Consider the following 15,590-nt stretch of genomic DNA (forward strand, 5'->3'; position numbering starts at 1 on the left):
CCGAGGGCTTCGGCGGGACGGTCGTGGATGGAGCGCATGCCGGTGATCCGGGCGCCCCTGGAGGCGTCGGGCTGCTGCGGGGGCCGCGGGCGGTGCGGCGGCTGGGCAGCATCACGCCCAGGCGGGCGAGCTCGCCCTTGGGCAACGCGTAGATCCATGTGTAGACGGCCTCGTGCGAGATCGTTTCCCCGCCGGCCGGGAGCGAGCCTTCCATGAGGGCCACACTCGCGTCTGCGGACTCGAGTTTCAAACGCCCCGCGATCTGGTTCGGTGTCCGCCCGTACCGCAGGTCCGCCAGAACGCGCTCCCGCAGAACCAAGTCGGTGTTCAGCACCTGCCGTTGAGGACGCCGACGTCGCTGTGCGGCCCGACGGTCCGCGGTCGAGGCCCGGTAACCGCGCCGCGAACTGTTCCGGCGTATCTCCCGGCTGACCACCGACGGGTCCCGGCCGATCCGCCGTGCAATCTCCCGCACCCCTTCGTCCCGGGCGCGGCCGACCGCGATCTCCTCACGTTCCTCGAGCGTCAACGGTCTCCGCACTGCCACGAGCAACCCTTCTCACCTGCACTGTTGCTTCGAGGCTATGACACCGCCGTCCACCGACACCGTGCTGCCCTTGCGGGCCCGCAGCCGCTCACCGGTCAGATCGAGGTCGAAGGTGTTCGCGGTCGGGAAGTCCATCTCCGCGTAGCGGGTGTAATCGGCCGGGTCCGCGTCCGGCACGCGGGCCAGCTCCAGCGCCGGCCCGTCACCCGCCTGGTAGTCGCCTTCGGTCAGCAGCTCCCGCGCCTGCTCGGCGGGCACCGCGCTGAAGCTGTAGGACATCGTGTCGTAGAGCGCGAAACCGGCCGTCTCGATCGGGAAGGGCGCGCTCAGCCCGTATGACGCCTCACCGGTGAACTCGCTGTCGAAGATGCAGAGCGCCGTGGAGCGTCCGAGCACATCGTCGGGGTCACGCGGCTCGTACCAGCAGTTGCTGAAGGTGCTGGGGAAGGACAGGCCCCGGCTGCCGGAGATCCGCAGCACGATGCCGTCGCCGCCCAGCCCGCCGACGTTGCGGAAGCCCAGCGGCGCCTGGAAGGTGTCACCGGCCTGGAAGCCCTCGGGCTCGGTCAGCTGCTTCATCAGCAGCTCCGGGCCGCCCACCAGCACGTCCACTGTGTGCCCGGTGAAGGCCAGGTCCTCGCCCGCGGCCGTGATCTGGATGGCGCCGAAGTCGCCCGCGGCGCTCTCGTCGGTTACATCGAGACGGATGCCGCCGAGGTCGTTGTAGTCCTGACCCGCGTAGATCTCGTAGTCGCTGCAGGTGGCGACGAGCCCGTCGACGGAGCACCCCTGCCACCCGCCGAGCTGGGAGAAGTCCACCGCAGCAACGCCGGCCAGGGAGCTCGCGTCCACGGTGACCGTGTACTCGCCGGTGTGGATCGGCCAGATGACGCCGTCCTCGTCCGGTACCGGCTCGCCGGGCGCCCGGAGCCCCAGCTCGATCTGCGGCTCACCCGGCCCACCGGCCTCCGGGTGCAGCGAGAGGTTCACGCTGTCGGGGCCAGTGATCGAGACCGGCAGCGGTTCCTCCTGGGCATGGGCAGGACCGGCCAGCGCCGTGCCGACCAGTGCGGCCAGCACAAACGCGGAGATGGTGCGCCGCACGACGGCGAGAGAAGTCATGGGACCTTCCGTAATTCGGACATCATGCGCACCGGATCGGTGACGCATACACATGACTCGCGAACTTCCCGGAAGGTTGCTCTGAAACGCGATGGGGCCACCCCGGCAGGGGGTGGCCCCGCCCATCACAATCGACGGCGTTGTCACGTGGTTGAGGGTGTGGGTGCCTGACGGTGGGTCGGGTGTGGTGGGGCCGGATTCCGGCCCCGTGCTCAGGCCGCGGCAGGCAGACCGGCGACGCCGTAGCCTGAGCCGTTGTCACCGCCGAAGCCGAAACGCGCCGAACCGGCTCACACCCTCGAGCACTCACTCAACCTGACAACGCCAGACCGAACGCTCCGAAGGTGGCCCGCCCTCCACCGCCATGCAGCAACTGGGCATAACGCTGCCCCTGTGAGAGCAAGCCGCTGGACGCGCCACAGGCCGGAAGCGAGGTGCGTGGCGAGGTGGTGGTGATCGGTCGTGCCGGGCACCTGCGCAGCGGTGGCGGGGTGCGGATCGGCGCGGGGGTCTGTTGCCATCGGCCGGGATCCGGGATGCTCCTGCGGCATGAGTAGACCCGTGAGACGCACCACCCGTATGCGCCACTGGATCTGGCCCGTCGTCGCCGCCGTGGTCGCGGCGACGTTCAGCTGGAGCTCGCCCGCGGGGGCGGACGGTGACCGGACCGGGCTGCCGGAGGCCATCGACACGATCCTCGGCGACGCCCGCATGGACGGCGGCGCCGCGAGCGTCGTCGTCGCCGACGCGAAGACCGGCGCGGTCCTTTATCAGCATCTGCCGAGCGGGCGGCTCATGCCCGCCTCCAACACCAAGTTGCTCACCTCGGCCGCGGCCATGGCGCTGCTCGGCCCCGACCACCGCTTCACCACCGACGTCCTGTCGACCGGTGCCCGGCACGGCTCCGTACTCGACGGCGACCTGTATCTGCGCGGCACCGGCGATCCGACCCTGCTCGCCGAGGACTACGACCGGCTCGCCGCCGCGCTCGCCGACTCGGGGGTGCGGCGCGTCACCGGGCGCCTGGTCGCCGACGACACCCGCTTCGACGACCAACGGCTCGGCCGCTCCTGGGCCTCCGACGACGAATCCTCGTACTACTCGGCGCAGACCTCCGCGCTGAGCGTCGCCCCCGACACCGACTACGACACCGGCACGGTCATCGTGCATGCGGCGCCGGGGGCCAAGCCCGGCGACCGGCCGCGCACCACCGTCACCCCGGCCAATCACTATGTCCACCTCGACGTGCGCGCGACCACCGTCGACCGGGGCGGCCCGAGCGACCTCACCGTCGAGCGGCAGCACGGCGCCAACACCGTCACCGTCAGCGGCACCCTGCCTGTTGGCGGCGCCACCGCCAAGGAGTGGGTCAGCGTCTGGGAGCCCACCGGCTACGCCGCGGATGTCTTCCGCGACGCGTTGGCCACGCACGGCGTGCGCGTCACCGGGGCGACCCGGCTCGGCGAGGCGACTCCGAAGGGCGCGCACAGGCTCGCCACGCACGAGTCCATGCCCCTCAAGGAGCTGCTGATCCCGTTCCTGAAGCTGTCCAACAACATGCACGCCGAGGCGCTGACCAAGGCGATCGGATACGAGACCTCCGGGCGCGGCACCTGGGATGCCGGCCTCGCCGGCATCAGCGGCTACCTGAAGCGCGTCGGCGTCGACCCGGGCAAGCTGCGCCAGGTCGACGGTTCCGGGCTGTCCCGGATGGACAGCGTCCCCGCAGACCAGCTCGCCAAGCTGCTCCTGTCGGTGCGCACCGAGCCCTGGTACGCCGACTGGTACCGGGCCCTCCCGGTGGCCTGTGACCCGAACCGCTTCGTCGGCGGTACGTTGCGCTCGCGTCTGTGCGGCACGCCGGCCGCACTCAACGCGCGTGGCAAGACGGGGTCGTTGACGGGCGCGTCGGCCCTGTCGGGATACGTCACCGACGCGGGCGGACGCGAACTCGTCTACAGCGTCGTCCTCAACAACTATCTCGCCGGCTCGGTCAAGAGCATCGAGGACGCCATCGTGGTCACCCTCGCCTCGTCCGACGAGAACCGGGCGGTGACGGTGCGGCCGAAGGCCCTCCGGAGCACGGAGAGCAACGGGGACCTGGAGTGCTCGTGGCGCAAGCCGGCGCAGTGCTGAGGCACCCCTGGGCGCTCGCGCGGGCCGCCGGGCAGTCCGCGCCGAACAGGGCCAGGGCTCAGCGCGCGCCGCGCCGGATCGCGTAGAGCGGCAGTGCGCAATCGGCAGCGGTGACCGGGGCGAGGCACCCGGCGGCAGGGCCCGCGTGCTCCACCAGTCGACCGCCGCCCGCCACGCCGCAGGCGATGCCCCCGAGGAGGCCGGTCACGGCGAGGGTCATGCCCCCGTTCAACCGCCCCTCGGGGGCGCGGCGCTGCACCAGCGTCACCCCGACGACGAGCGCATCCCCTACAAAGCCCACAGAGGGCAGCGACTTCCCGCGTCGCTGTAGCGGCCCCGAGTCGGTAGCTGTTGGACATCCTTGCTGGACACCAGCGGTCGGCTCCGGCTCGGCGTGTCGATCTCCAGGCGCCGCTGTCCAAGAGCCGATCGGTTCTTGGACACTGCCAGAGCACGGCCATGGTGGGCGGGTTACGTGGTCCGCGCGCTGCCGACTGTCCCGTCTCGCGAGACCTTGCCTCCGTCTCACCTGACGGGGTCCGGTTCACACGTCAAGGACAAGGTCAGGTGAGACAGTCCAGGTCAGCGTGCCGCCGCCCGCCGATCGTCGGCGGTGGAAACGCACCTCGCCGACAACATCAAGTGAGACGACGGCTCATCGGCGTCTCGCGCGACTTTGTCTCCGCAGGTCAGGACGCCGCCCAGCGACAAGATCGAATGAGACGGGACACCGACTGCAGGGGGCTCGGTCGGGGCGGAGGACAGGCTGGTTGCGGAGGGGGGAAGGTCCTGCGGCCAACTGCGATGGTGATGGGGCGGCCCGAATCGGGCCGCCCCATCACGTTCGGCGATCGTGTCAGCCGCGCCTGTGCCCGTGGCCATGCCCGTGCCCGTGGTGGCGGTCCCTGTCCCACCCGTGCCGGTGGTGGCGGTCCCTGTCCCTCCCGTGGCCGTGGTGGCGGTCCCTGTCCTTCCCGTGCCCGTGGTGGTACCGGGGCCCGTCCTCGCCCTGGTCCCCACGATGGTGGTCATTCGAGGCGTACGCACCGGTCGCCCCCGGCGCGGCGGCGCCGGCGGCAGCAGCTCCAGCACCACCCAGCACCACGGCGACTGCCACGCCGAGCGCGGCAGCAAAGCGGGAAACACGCATAGCGATCTCCTGTCACAGCAGGCGCCCGGGCGCCTGGACCGATTGGACACGGCAACAGTTGCCCCAAGCGGGCACCGGAAGCCGCGGGCGCGCCCACAAAGGCCCTCAATGAGGTGGAATTTCCAGGTCCGCGGAACCAAGGCGTGTGGGCAATCCGTGGACACCCTTCTGCGCGACCACTACGCCCAAGGACCGGTGTCAGGCCAGGATCGTGGCGGGCGCAACCGTGAAGACCCAGCCCGGCGTATGCCATCGACCCCGTCGGAGCTGGGCCGTTCTCCGTACTGCCGCCGTCACGCACGGGCGAGCGTGAGCAGACCGCACCGTCCGTCGTGGTCGAGGGAGCGGCTGCTGCCGCGAGGTGGCCGGGCCCGTCGTGGGCGCTCCGCTCAGCGCGGCGCCGTCGCGCCGACCGCGGCCGGGAGTGGGTCCGGAGCCTGCAGCAGAGCGCCAAGTAGTCGGGCGGCCTGCTGCCGCCGCCGTCGCGCCTGGGGGAAGGGCCGATCCGGACGGCAGGACAGCGGGGGAGGGCCCGCAGCGCGGCAAGCGACGACCCAACCGGAGGGTCACTTCTTCTGGGGTGAGGCCGTAGCCGGCGGCGGCTGCCGTGCCCCGCACAGCGTTCAACAATTGATGGTCTGCGATTCCGCTGTGCAGGGTGAACTCGCCTGGACCGCGTACCAGGCCGAACGGCGTCGGCGCGGAGAGGCCGACGAAGGCTCCTTCGAGACGTACAACCCATTCCGCCAGGGCCGCTGACCGGGGCACCGAAGCGTTCAGGAAACTGAACTCCGTAGCGGTGATCCCTGCTCGGATGCTCCCCGAACCCCGAGACCACCGCCCGCCGGACCTGGCTTGGAGGAGGACGACCAGGAGCACGTGCTCACCGTCTGGGAAGAGGGACGGGGTCGTAGGGGCGGAGCCGAACGGCGGCGAACCCACAGGACCAACATCACGCTGAGCTACATGTCACTTGGTTCCCTGTACGTTAACGGCACCCTCGTTCGACGCGCGCCCGGGAGGCGCACATGGGGAGAATGAAGCAAGGATCCGTGGCGGGGCACTACCTGAGCTAGGGAGCGGTGGTGACCCCCTCTCGAAGGTGATGACGATGCCGGCGTGGCGATTTCGGGACTTCCACGACGATGATCTGGACCGCGCCATCCAGATCTGGGACCAGAATCAGCAGGTGGACGAGGCTCCCGCCGTTTTTCCGGTATCGGAGGTCGTGGCCGCAGCCAGGGCCGCAGGACCGGCCGTGGTGGCGGTGGTCGGCGACGAGCTGGTGGGCGTCGGCGTGGCGCAGGTCTCCGGCGAGAGGGGCTGGATCATCCTGGTGGCCCTGGCCGGGACGTGGCGCAGCCGCGGCATGGGGAGCTTCTTGATCGCCGAGCTTGAGCGGCGCTTGCGGTCCCAGGGAGTCCGCCGGATCGGCGCGCTCCTGGCCCCGGGGGCGACGGGAGCCGTTGCCTTGGAAAGTTCAGGCTACCGGTCCCGGAGCGGGCTCGTCTTCTACGAGAAGGTCGAGCAGCTCGGCGCGAGCGATGCCGGCCTCCTGGCGGAACTGGGGGGAAGGATGCTTCCCGGGGATCTGTGGGACAGCCTTGCGGGAATGGAAGAGGTGAAGGAAGCCATCGAGCGGCGGATCGTGCTGCCGCTGGCCCGGCCCGCGCTGGCCGAGCGGTATGGAGTGAGGCCGCCGAAGGCGGTCATCCTCTTCGGGCCGCCGGGCACCGGAAAGACCAGCTTCGCCCGAGCGGTTGCCTCGCGGTTGGGGTGGCCCTTCGTGGAACTCTTCCCGTCCCGGCTTGCGTCGTTCCGGGAGGGAGGACTGGCGGCCTCGCTGCGGGAGGCGTTCACCGAGCTGGCCGAGCTGGAGACGGTGGTTCTCTTCATCGACGAGGTCGAGGAGATCGCTTCTGCCCGGTCCGGTACGGCTGTCGACCCCAGTCATGGAGTCACCAACGAACTGCTCAAGCTGATCCCCGGCTTCCGCGACCACGACGACCGCCTCTTGATCTGCGCCACGAACTCCGTCCGCTTCCTCGACCCTGCGTTCCTTCGGCCCGGCCGCTTCGACTACGTCATCCCGGTCGGCCCGCCCGATCCGCAGGCCCGTTCGGCGGTCTGGCAGCGCTACCTCGGGACCGCCGCCGCCCATGTCGATCTCCGCCGTCTGGCGGAGGCAAGCGCAATGTTCACGCCGGCCGATATCGAGTTCGCTGCTCGCAAGGGCGCCCAGACCGCCTTCGAACGCGAAGTCGCCCAGGGGAAAGGCGCACCGGCCGGCACGGAGGACTACCTGCAGGCCATCGCACAGACCCGTCCCACACTCACCGACCAGGCACTGACGGACTTCGCCGAGGATACCGAGGAGTACGTACGCATGTGACTCTGCGCGTCCTCCCGCGAGTTCGCCGTGGTCCTTGGTTCTTCGGCATGGGGCCTGACCAGGCACCTCGTCGCCTTCGGCCTGTGCGTCTGTGCGTCTGTGCAGGGCTCATGACGGTTCTTCAGGAATCCCGAGGGTCCGTCATGATCTATGCGGATCCCTCGCTTCCGTCTGCCGGGCTGACCTGCAGCAACGAGAGATGAAAGCCAGGAGGAACCCGCAGGATGTCGCATAACACACGCCGCTCGCGGCGGAACTTCTTCAACCACTCCGTCACCCGCTACCGCGACCTCTCGGAGCACGTCCAAGGAGTGCGTCGCGGCGGGTCATCCGGGCACGAGCACGGCGGCGCCGCTGACCCGGTCGGCGGCCAGGTCCCTCAGAGCCTGGTCGGCACGGCTCAACGGATACGGGCTGACGGTGACCCGCATACCGATCCGCGCGGCCGTGTCCAGGAAGTCGCGGCCGTCCTGCCGGGTGTTGGAGGTGACGCTGCGCAGATTCCGCTCTTCGAAGAGGTGACGGCGGTAATTGAGCACGGGGATGTCGGTGAGATGGATGCCCGCCACGGCGAGCGTTCCCGAACGGTCCAGTGCCTCCAGTGCCACGGGCACCAGATCCCCTATTGGTGCGAACAGGATCGCCGAATCCAGTGGTTCGGGCGGGCGGTCGTAGGCGCCGCCCACGGAGGAGGCGCCCAGGTCGAGGGCGAGTTCACGGGCCCGTGCCGAACGGGTCAGCACGTGCACGGTCGCTCCTTCGGCCAGGGCGACCTGCGCCGCCAGATGGGCCGATGCCCCGAAGCCGTAGATCCCGAGCCGGCCGTTGGGTGGCAGGGCGCTGCGGCGCAGAGCCCGGTAGCCGATGATCCCGGCACACAGCAGCGGTGCCAGCAGCACGGCGTCCTGGTCGTCCGGGAGCGCGTGGGCGTAGTCCGCCGGAACGAGGGTGACATCGGCGAAACCGCCGTCCGCGTCCCAGCCGGTGTAGAGGGAGGCCGGGCAGAGGTTCTCGCGACCGGCCCGGCAGTAGCGGCATCGGCCGCAGGTGCTGCGCAGCCACGCCCCACCGGCTCGGTCGCCGACCCGGAACCCCGTGACGGACTCGCCGACGGCGGCCACGCGGCCGACGATCTCATGACCGGGAACGGTCGATGCCCGGTGCGGGCGCAGGTCACCTTCGGCAAGGTGCAGGTCCGTGCGGCAGACGCCGCACGCCTCGATCCTCAGCAACAGCTCACCAGGCCCCGGCGAGGGCACGGTACGCCGCACGGACACCAGTGGGCCGTCCGCGATCGGACCAGGACTCTCGACAGCCCACCCGGTCAGCATGTTCGAAGCCGACGCGCGCACCATGCTCCCAGCCTGGCGCCGGCCGGCAGGTCCGGCAAACGCTCGCCGCAGAACGGCAGGCCGCAACCGCACGCCGCTTGGTGCGGCAACGGCCCTCGGCCGTTCGGGCGGCACTGTCATGTTGGCTGGCCGGGTGGGATGATCTTCGGGTTGATCATGGTGGAGGGGGTTGTCCGTGGGCAGTACGCCGCCGTCGTACCAGGGGCACCGGTACCTGGTGGAGAGGCACTGTCACGTTGACTGACCGGGTTGGATGATCTTCTGGTTGGTCATGCCGGGGAGGGGTTCACTCGTGTCGTCCGTGCCGCCGTCGTACAGGGGGCACCGGTTACCCGGCGGAGATCATCTCCCACTGCGTGTGGCGGTACTTCCGCCTCCCGCTCAGCTTCCGCGAGGTCGAGGAGCTGCTGCTCGCCCGCGGCGTGATCGTGTCTTACGGGAGCGTCCGGCGGTGGTGTCTGAAGTTCGGGCAGGCCTACGCCGGCTCGCTGCGCCGTCGGCGGCCTCGGCCCGGGGACACGTGGCACCTGGACGAGGTGTTCGTCAGGATCAACGGGGAGCCGACGTACCGGTGGCGGGCCGTCGACGCCGGCGGCACTGTCCTGGACATCCTTGTGCAGAACCGGCGGAACAAGGCCGCGGCCCGGCGGTTCTTCCGCCGCCTGCTGAAGAGGACCGGTGCGGTGCCGCGGGTGGTCATCACCGACAAGCTGCGTTTCTACGGCGTGGCCCGCCGGGAGCTGATGCGCTCGGTCGAGCACCGCTCACACAAGGTGCGAGTGCCGATTATTACGTCCTCGCAGGTCAAGCGACATGTGTGCACTCGTGGAGGATGCCGTCGAGTCGGTCTCGTCGGCGGATGTCGAGGTGGTCGAGCCGGGTGGGGTCGGTGATGGGTTCGGGGGCCGGCCGAAGCGGCGCTGCGCTGTGCAGGGCGCGGTGCGGCCTGTGCTCGTTGTAGAACGACTCGAACTCGCCGAGCGCGTGGAGCAAGTGGGACAGGTTCCAGATCAAGGTGCGGTCGAGGAGCTCGTGCCGACAGGTTTGCACCCAGCGTTCCATGATCGAGTTCATGCGGGGAACGCGGATACCGGTGGTGACCATCTCGAAGCCCTCGGCCTCGAAGACGGCATCGAACGCCCGGGTGTACTTGCTGTCGCGGTCCCGGATCAGGCGCGTGACGGTGGCCCCTGCGTCCTGAAGATCCATCACGAGATTCCGGGCGGCCTGGGTGCCCCAGCCGCGGTGGGATGGGCCGTCGCACCAAGGATGCGGATGCGGCGGTCGGCGTGCTCGATGACGGCGAAGACGTACACAGTCGCGCCGCTCAGGGTGGTGGCGGTGAAGAAGTCGCAGGCCAGGATCGCGTGGGCCTGGCCGCGCAGGAAGGCAGCCCAGCTCTGGCGGTCGCGCTCGGGTGCGGGCTGGATCCCATGCGTGCGCAGAATCTCCCACACGGTCGAGGGCGCGACCTTGATGCCCGGCACGGCGAGCTCGCCGTGGATCCGTCTGTAACCCCACCCGCCGTTCTCCCGGGCCAGGCGCAGGACGAGAGCCTGGATAGAGCGACGGGTGGGCGGTCTGCCGGGACGCTTACGTCGGGAGACATCGGCGTGGCGACGGCGCATGAGGTCGCGGTGCCCCCGGAGGATCGTCGTAGGGGAGACGATCAGGTGGAGCTGCCGCAGCCGGGCGCGAGGCAACCGGTGGAGGAGTGCGGCAAGGAGAGCACGGTCCGCCGGGGTGACCCGGGGTCTGCCGGTCTGCCGGTCTGCCGGTCTGCCGGTCTGCCGGTCTGCCGGTCTGCCGGTCTGCCGGTCTGCCGGTCTGCCGGTCTGCCGGTCTGCCGGTCTGCCGGTCTGCCGGTCTGCCGGTCTGCCGCTGCAGGATCGCCAGTTGGTGGCGCAGTGTCAATATCTCGATGTCCTTGTCGACATCGCTCATCGGCAGCAGCCGGATGAAGGCGAACACGCTCGACACGGCGAGGCAGGGCAGTCGCAGGAGCACGATTGGTCAGCCTGACACACCCGTCCTGCGGCCAACGGCGGTTCACGAGAACCTGCACGTCGCAGGCCATGGACGGGGTTTTCGGCACCCGCACGCCGTACTCCTCCGCGGGCCTGCCGGGCCGCCTCCGGCGAAGTACAATCCACAGCGCGGCGAAGGTCAGGACGCCGAACGCGCCCAGCGCGATCGCCATTTCAAAGAAGTTCTCGGTGACCCAATAACCGGCCAGCAGTAGGAATGTCGGTATGACGCCGGTTACCCAGCCTTCAATCGCGGTCACCCAGCCGACATAAGACGTCAAGGTCTCCATTTTCAGTCCCAGGAGTAGGAAGAAAAGGAACCAGAGGAACGCCCAATAGAGCCATATCACTCCGAACGACTGATCGTCGAACAGTCGGAAGTTGACGAAGGAATACCCCAGAGCCACGATGGCCACGAATAGTGAGTAATAGCCCACCCCTGTGGTGTCGAGCCCCATGAGTAGTCCGATTCCTACATACAGGTATGTGAAACCGAAGAGGAAGATGCCCGATGCGAGCGCGATCTGGTGGGGGTCCCGATTCGCGGCGATGATGAGATATGTGGGTGTGAGGACCTGAAGCCCGCCCACGAAAAGATTGAATACGGCGGCTGCCCGGCTGTCGACTTTTCCCAGCAGCATCAATCCGTTCAGGAAGAGCACCGCGCCTACAAAGAGAAGTCCGACGTTGGCCAAGGGGCACCTCCCGAGATTTCGCTCCGCGAGCGATGGGCCCGCCGGGCGGTCATGCGACCGAGATGCTGTTGCGCGTACCCCGTGTCTCTGGTGAGGCGGCAGAGACCGTCCCGCGCCCCTTCTCCGAGGGGATGTTGGACTGATTCTGACGGTCCGAGACTTCCCCTCAGGGCCGGGGGAGCCGGGCGAGGGCCGGATGGGCCGGCCTCGGCGCAGCCTGCTCGGGAGGCACCCGCGTGACCACCGTGGGATTTTCCCAAGACTTTTCCTCCTGCTTGCGCAGGCCCGCTACGGCAGGCGAGGTGAACGCGGTCGCGGGGGATGAGTACACACGCCGAGCCGTATTCGAGCACTGCGGGCAGGCGTGCGCGATCGGCGCTGTGCCGATCGGCAGCTTGACGTCGAATGATCCGCAGCGGTTGCAGGAATACTCATACGTCGCCATGATTCGTCTCCGCCTCGCTGCGCTTTCGGCCTTAAGCCGTGGCGCGGTTCTGGTCGAGCCAATGAACACCGGAGCAGCATCGCCTCTTATTCCAGGCAACGCCTGTGACGACGGCGTGTCAAGGCGAGTTGGAGATGCCCCTGGGGTCGCCCTGCGCCGCCGTGCCGAATGGGCGGGTATGACGCGGCGGGCCCCGCCGGGTGGAAAGGACGTGACCTCCGCGCCGCAGGCTGCTCGGTCGGGGCTTTGCGAGCGCGGTGATCAGTGTGTTTAGGCCCGTTTATTGTGCGGCGGCCCGGTCACTCGGCACTGGACAGCAAGGCCGGCCGGAGCGAATGCGCGGTTACCGGACCACGCCTGTGCGCCGGCCTTCGTAGGAGTACGGCCATGGCAAAGATTCTCACGGTGCTTTATCCGGATCCAGTTGACGGCTACCCGCCCAGGTATGCCCGAGATGAGATCCCCGTCATCAGCGGCTATCCCGGAGGGCAGACAGCGCCCACCCCCCGGAGCAGCGACTTCAAGCCGGGTGAGCTGGTCGGCTGCGTCTCCGGCGAACTCGGTCTGCGTCCGTTCCTGGAGGGACGGGGCCACACATTGGTCGTCACCTCCGACAAGGAGGGGCCCGACTCCGTGCTGGAACGGGAACTTTCCGACGCCGAGGTGGTGATCTCGCAGCCGTTCTGGCCCGCCTATCTCACCCCTGACCGGATCCGGCGCGCACCGCATTTGAAGCTGTCGATCACAGCCGGGATCGGTTCGGACCACGTGGACCTGCCGAGCGCCATCGAGCACGACGTCACCGTGGCGGAGGTCACCTACAGCAACAGCATCAGCGTGTCGGAGCACGCGGTCATGCAGATCCTCGCTCTCGTCCACAACTATCTGCCCGCCCACGAGTGGGTCACCGCCCGCCGAGGGTGGAACGTGGCCGACAGCGTCTCGCGGAGCTACGACCTGGAGGGCATGGACGTCGGCGTTTTCGGTGCCGGACGGATCGGCATGGCAGTACTCCGCCGACTGAAGCCGTTCGATGTGAAGCTGCACTACAACGACGTGCACAGGGTGCCACCAAACCTCGAGCAGGAGCTGGGGCTGACCTGGCATGCGGATGCCCGCTCCCTGGCGGCCGCCGTCGACGTGCTCTCCATCCACGCGCCGCTGCACGCGCAGACGGTGAACCTCTTCGACGACGAGATGCTCGCGACCATGAAGCGAGGGTCGTACATCGTCAACACAGCCCGCGCGCTGATCGTCGACCGAGACGCCGTGGTACGCGCTCTGGAACGAGGCCATCTGGCGGGTTACGCCGGGGACGTCTGGTACCCCGAGCCGCCGGAAGAGGACCACCCGTGGCGCGGCATGCCGCACGAGGGCATGACACCGCACGTGTCCGGTTCGACGCTCTCCGCGCAGGCCAGGTACGCGGCAGGCGTCCGGGAAATCCTGGAGTGCTGGTTCGACAATCGCCCGATCCGTCAGGAGTACCTCATCGTGGAGGGCGGCAGGCTTGCTGGGACCGGGGCCCGCTCGTACACCGTCTGACGCACATGGTAGGAGCTGGCGGGGCCGTCACCGTCCGTGCACAGGCGGCCAGGGATGGCACGCTCCGCTCTCCGTGTTCTCCGTGTCAGGGCGCCCCCGCGATGGCGCAAGCACGGCACGGGGGCCGGCCGCAGGTGCACTGCAGGATGGCGTCCAGCACCTCATGGTCGTGGTAGAGGCACTTGTCCTGGCAGGTGTGGCGCGGGACGAAGCCCGCCTGGAGCTCGTCCGGCCAGGGCTCCTCGCCCTCCCGGCAGCGTACGAACCGCTCGGGATCCGTGGAGTGCAGCCGGTGCATGCTCTCCCGTGCCTCACCCTCCAGGTCGTGCGTTTGGGCGACCATTACTTTGAGCTGGTCGGCGAGACCGGAGAACCTGGCGTCGCCCGTTCTCACATGGGCTGCGCCCAGCGCCATGACGGCGTTGCCCAGGAACCGACGAGCGTCCTGAAGATCGGTCACGTGATGCAGTTGGATGCCCGTCACGCCTCTGACCCACACGGCGTCTTCACTCACTTTGTCCACCTTCCGGGTCCGGTCGCCCACTGGTAGTGCCGGCGCGGAAGTACGTCGTATCTTCCTCATGCGCCCTGAAGTCTGGTCCGGGCGGCTACCCGCAAGGTCACTGGTGAACGTCCTGCTTCAGACCCGGTCCGCCGCGCTGCGGAAAAGGCCCATAAGGGATGCATGCTGTCAAGACAGCTAATAGGGCTTGGTCAGGTTGGGGCGGGTCTGGTGTGTCGGGGTGGGGGCAGTGGTGTCCGGCACAGCGGACACCGCCCCGCCCAGCAGGCCAGCAGGAGCTGCAGCGCGGCCACGACCTGGTAGGTCGTCAGGCCGTGGCCGCTGCCCTCGGGGACAGCCGCTCCAGGGTGCAGAACCCCTGGGCGACCGAGGCCAGGGTCAGATGCCGCAGGAAGCCCGGGTAGGTGCGGCCCTCGAAGTCGCCCAGCCCCAGGGCGGTCTTCAGCTCCCGGTAGTCGTGCTCCACCCGCCAGCGGATCTTCGCCGAGCGCACCAGGCGCCGCAGCGGGGTGTGGGCGGGCAGGGTGGACAGCCAGTACTTGACCGGCTCCTCCTCGCCGGCCGGCCACTCGGCCAGCAGCCGGCACACCGGCAGGTCCCGCCCAAAGTGCGCCCGGCACAGCCGCACCTCGGCCGGCCGGACCCGCAGGGCGGCGAAGGACGAGCGCAGCGGCCCCCTGGAGCCCTGCCGCCAGGTCACCCGGTGCAGGCCCGCCGCGCCCGCCGGCCGCGACCAGGTCGTGCACCGAGACGGGCCGGTCGCGGTAGCGCGGCACCGGCTTGCGGCCGGTCCCCGACCGGACCAGCGCCGTGCGCTGCGCGGTCTCGGGCAGCACCACCGTGTCCGAGCGCACCCCCACCGTGTAGGGGATGCCGCGCTCGGTCAGCGCCAGCCGGAAGGCGCCGTCCTGGCCGTAGCCCTCGTCGGCCACGACCAGCGGCGGGTCCAACCCCCAGCAGCGCAGTTCGTCGACCATGTCGACGGCCAGCCGCCACTTTTCCACGTGCCCGGTCTCCTCGGGGACGCGCGCCCGGCGGCGCCGCAGGACGGCGTTCTCGGGCTCCTCGGCGGTCTCCGGATCCCATTCGGCGGGCAGGAACAGCCGCCAGTTCACCGGGCAGGACGCGGCGTCGGTGACCAGGTGCACGCTCGGGGCGACCTGGCAGTTGGCGGTCTTGCCCCACGCCCCGCAGTACTGCGCGGCCACCCCCGGGGAGGCGTGCCCGTCCTTGGGGAAGGACACGTCGTCGACCACCCAGGCGGCCGGGCGGATGACCGGCTCCATCTTCCAGGCCAGTTCGGCCAGCACCATCCGGTGTGACCAGGGGGCGTCGGCCAGGAACTGCTGCAGCCCCTGCCGGTCCACCCCCAGCCGGGCCGCCATCGGCTCCATCGACTTGCGCCGCCCCGCCCCCAGCAGCCCGCGCACATACCGCTCGCCCCACCGCCGCTGGTCGACCCGGCCGAACGAGCCGAACACCTCGGCCGCGAACGCCGTCAGCCGCTGCTGGGCCTTTGTGAGCTCCCGCGGTGTCATGGCCCTCACCTCCGAGAGACGACACACCGCTACTCATCCAAGATAACCAAGCCCTACTAGTGTCCTGCGCCAGAAATCATGAGCCTATGTTTGTCACTGGTTTTCGGTGGCTGGCGGA

General features: G+C 69.3%; 10 protein-coding genes and 4 pseudogenes. 5 read left to right on the forward strand and 9 right to left on the reverse strand.

Annotated features, from left to right (window positions below; all coding sequences use genetic code 11):
- Both ACFPZI_RS18870 and ACFPZI_RS18875 read right to left on the reverse strand, forming a co-directional pair.
- On the reverse strand, positions 1–547 hold a 547-nt coding region (locus ACFPZI_RS18870; RefSeq protein ID WP_381364425.1), incomplete at its 3' end, for a transposase.
- Between the two features lie 12 nt (positions 548–559).
- Positions 560–1,669 carry a hypothetical protein gene (locus ACFPZI_RS18875; protein WP_381364427.1) on the reverse strand — a complete coding sequence of 370 codons (1,110 nt, stop codon included), beginning with the start codon at positions 1,667–1,669 and terminating at the stop codon, positions 560–562.
- 549 nt (positions 1,670–2,218) lie between these two features.
- On the opposite strand from ACFPZI_RS18875, the gene dacB reads away from it, so the two are divergent.
- On the forward strand, positions 2,219–3,805 hold the full coding sequence (gene dacB, locus ACFPZI_RS18880) for a D-alanyl-D-alanine carboxypeptidase/D-alanyl-D-alanine endopeptidase (RefSeq protein ID WP_381364428.1): 1,587 nt from the start codon (positions 2,219–2,221) through the stop codon (positions 3,803–3,805).
- Between the two features lie 58 nt (positions 3,806–3,863).
- Here the strand turns inward: dacB and ACFPZI_RS18885 are convergent, their stop codons facing one another.
- Entirely contained in the window at positions 3,864–4,106 is a 243-nt protein-coding gene (locus ACFPZI_RS18885) for a hypothetical protein (protein WP_381364430.1), read from the reverse strand.
- A gap of 1,482 nt (positions 4,107–5,588) precedes the next feature.
- On the opposite strand from ACFPZI_RS18885, the gene ACFPZI_RS18890 reads away from it, so the two are divergent.
- Together ACFPZI_RS18890 and ACFPZI_RS18895 are read left to right on the forward strand one after the other, a co-directional pair.
- Positions 5,589–5,714: a hypothetical protein gene (locus ACFPZI_RS18890; RefSeq protein ID WP_381364432.1), complete on the forward strand. Its 126-nt coding sequence runs from the start codon at positions 5,589–5,591 to the stop codon at positions 5,712–5,714.
- A 346-nt stretch (positions 5,715–6,060) separates the two neighbouring features.
- On the forward strand, positions 6,061–7,347 hold the full coding sequence (locus tag ACFPZI_RS18895) for an ATP-binding protein (protein ID WP_381364434.1): 1,287 nt from the start codon (positions 6,061–6,063) through the stop codon (positions 7,345–7,347).
- A 326-nt stretch (positions 7,348–7,673) separates the two neighbouring features.
- On the opposite strand, the gene ACFPZI_RS18900 is transcribed toward ACFPZI_RS18895, so the two are convergent.
- Positions 7,674–8,702, reverse strand: a complete 1,029-nt coding sequence (locus ACFPZI_RS18900) for a zinc-binding alcohol dehydrogenase family protein (protein WP_381364436.1) — start codon at positions 8,700–8,702, stop codon at positions 7,674–7,676.
- 289 nt (positions 8,703–8,991) lie between these two features.
- Between ACFPZI_RS18900 and ACFPZI_RS18905 the strand changes: the two are divergent.
- Positions 8,992–9,472, forward strand: a pseudogene (locus tag ACFPZI_RS18905) (IS6 family transposase); the annotation flags it as partial.
- Between the two features lie 31 nt (positions 9,473–9,503).
- Here the strand turns inward: ACFPZI_RS18905 and ACFPZI_RS18910 are convergent.
- From ACFPZI_RS18910 to ACFPZI_RS18920, 3 genes and pseudogenes are all read right to left on the reverse strand, one after another.
- Positions 9,504–10,402: pseudogene (locus tag ACFPZI_RS18910) on the reverse strand (integrase core domain-containing protein).
- Between the two features lie 398 nt (positions 10,403–10,800).
- Positions 10,801–11,421, reverse strand: a pseudogene (locus ACFPZI_RS18915) (AmiS/UreI family transporter); the annotation flags it as partial.
- A 166-nt stretch (positions 11,422–11,587) separates the two neighbouring features.
- Positions 11,588–11,866, reverse strand: a complete 279-nt coding sequence (locus ACFPZI_RS18920) for an FmdB family zinc ribbon protein (RefSeq protein ID WP_381364438.1) — start codon at positions 11,864–11,866, stop codon at positions 11,588–11,590.
- A 387-nt stretch (positions 11,867–12,253) separates the two neighbouring features.
- Here ACFPZI_RS18920 and ACFPZI_RS18925 point away from each other — a divergent pair, with 387 nt between their 5' ends.
- The gene (locus ACFPZI_RS18925) at positions 12,254–13,411 is read left to right on the forward strand and encodes an NAD-dependent formate dehydrogenase (RefSeq protein ID WP_381364440.1); all 1,158 of its coding nucleotides are present in this window, start codon (positions 12,254–12,256) and stop codon (positions 13,409–13,411) included.
- A gap of 85 nt (positions 13,412–13,496) precedes the next feature.
- On the opposite strand, the gene ACFPZI_RS18930 is transcribed toward ACFPZI_RS18925, so the two are convergent.
- Both ACFPZI_RS18930 and ACFPZI_RS18935 read right to left on the reverse strand, forming a co-directional pair.
- The gene (locus ACFPZI_RS18930; protein WP_381364442.1) at positions 13,497–13,925 is read right to left on the reverse strand and encodes a hypothetical protein; all 429 of its coding nucleotides are present in this window, start codon (positions 13,923–13,925) and stop codon (positions 13,497–13,499) included.
- 316 nt (positions 13,926–14,241) lie between these two features.
- A pseudogene (locus ACFPZI_RS18935) lies at positions 14,242–15,472 on the reverse strand (IS701 family transposase).
- Positions 15,473–15,590: the final 118 nt, after the last annotated feature.

It is taken from the genome of Streptomyces chlorus (assembly GCF_042655885.1).
Lineage (GTDB): Bacteria > Actinomycetota > Actinomycetes > Streptomycetales > Streptomycetaceae > Streptomyces > Streptomyces chlorus.

Excerpts from the sequence above, each read along its gene's own strand:
- ACFPZI_RS18875 (WP_381364427.1), bottom strand. The coding sequence starts at position 1,669 with ATGACTTCTCTCGCCGTCGTGCGGCGCACCATCTCCGCGTTTGTGCTG.
- dacB (WP_381364428.1), top strand. The coding sequence starts at position 2,219 with ATGAGTAGACCCGTGAGACGCACCACCCGTATGCGCCACTGGATCTGG.
- ACFPZI_RS18890 (WP_381364432.1), top strand. The coding sequence starts at position 5,589 with ATGGTCTGCGATTCCGCTGTGCAGGGTGAACTCGCCTGGACCGCGTAC.
- ACFPZI_RS18895 (WP_381364434.1), top strand. The coding sequence starts at position 6,061 with ATGACGATGCCGGCGTGGCGATTTCGGGACTTCCACGACGATGATCTG.
- ACFPZI_RS18900 (WP_381364436.1), bottom strand. The coding sequence starts at position 8,702 with ATGGTGCGCGCGTCGGCTTCGAACATGCTGACCGGGTGGGCTGTCGAG.
- ACFPZI_RS18920 (WP_381364438.1), bottom strand. The coding sequence starts at position 11,866 with ATGGCGACGTATGAGTATTCCTGCAACCGCTGCGGATCATTCGACGTC.
- ACFPZI_RS18925 (WP_381364440.1), top strand. The coding sequence starts at position 12,254 with ATGGCAAAGATTCTCACGGTGCTTTATCCGGATCCAGTTGACGGCTAC.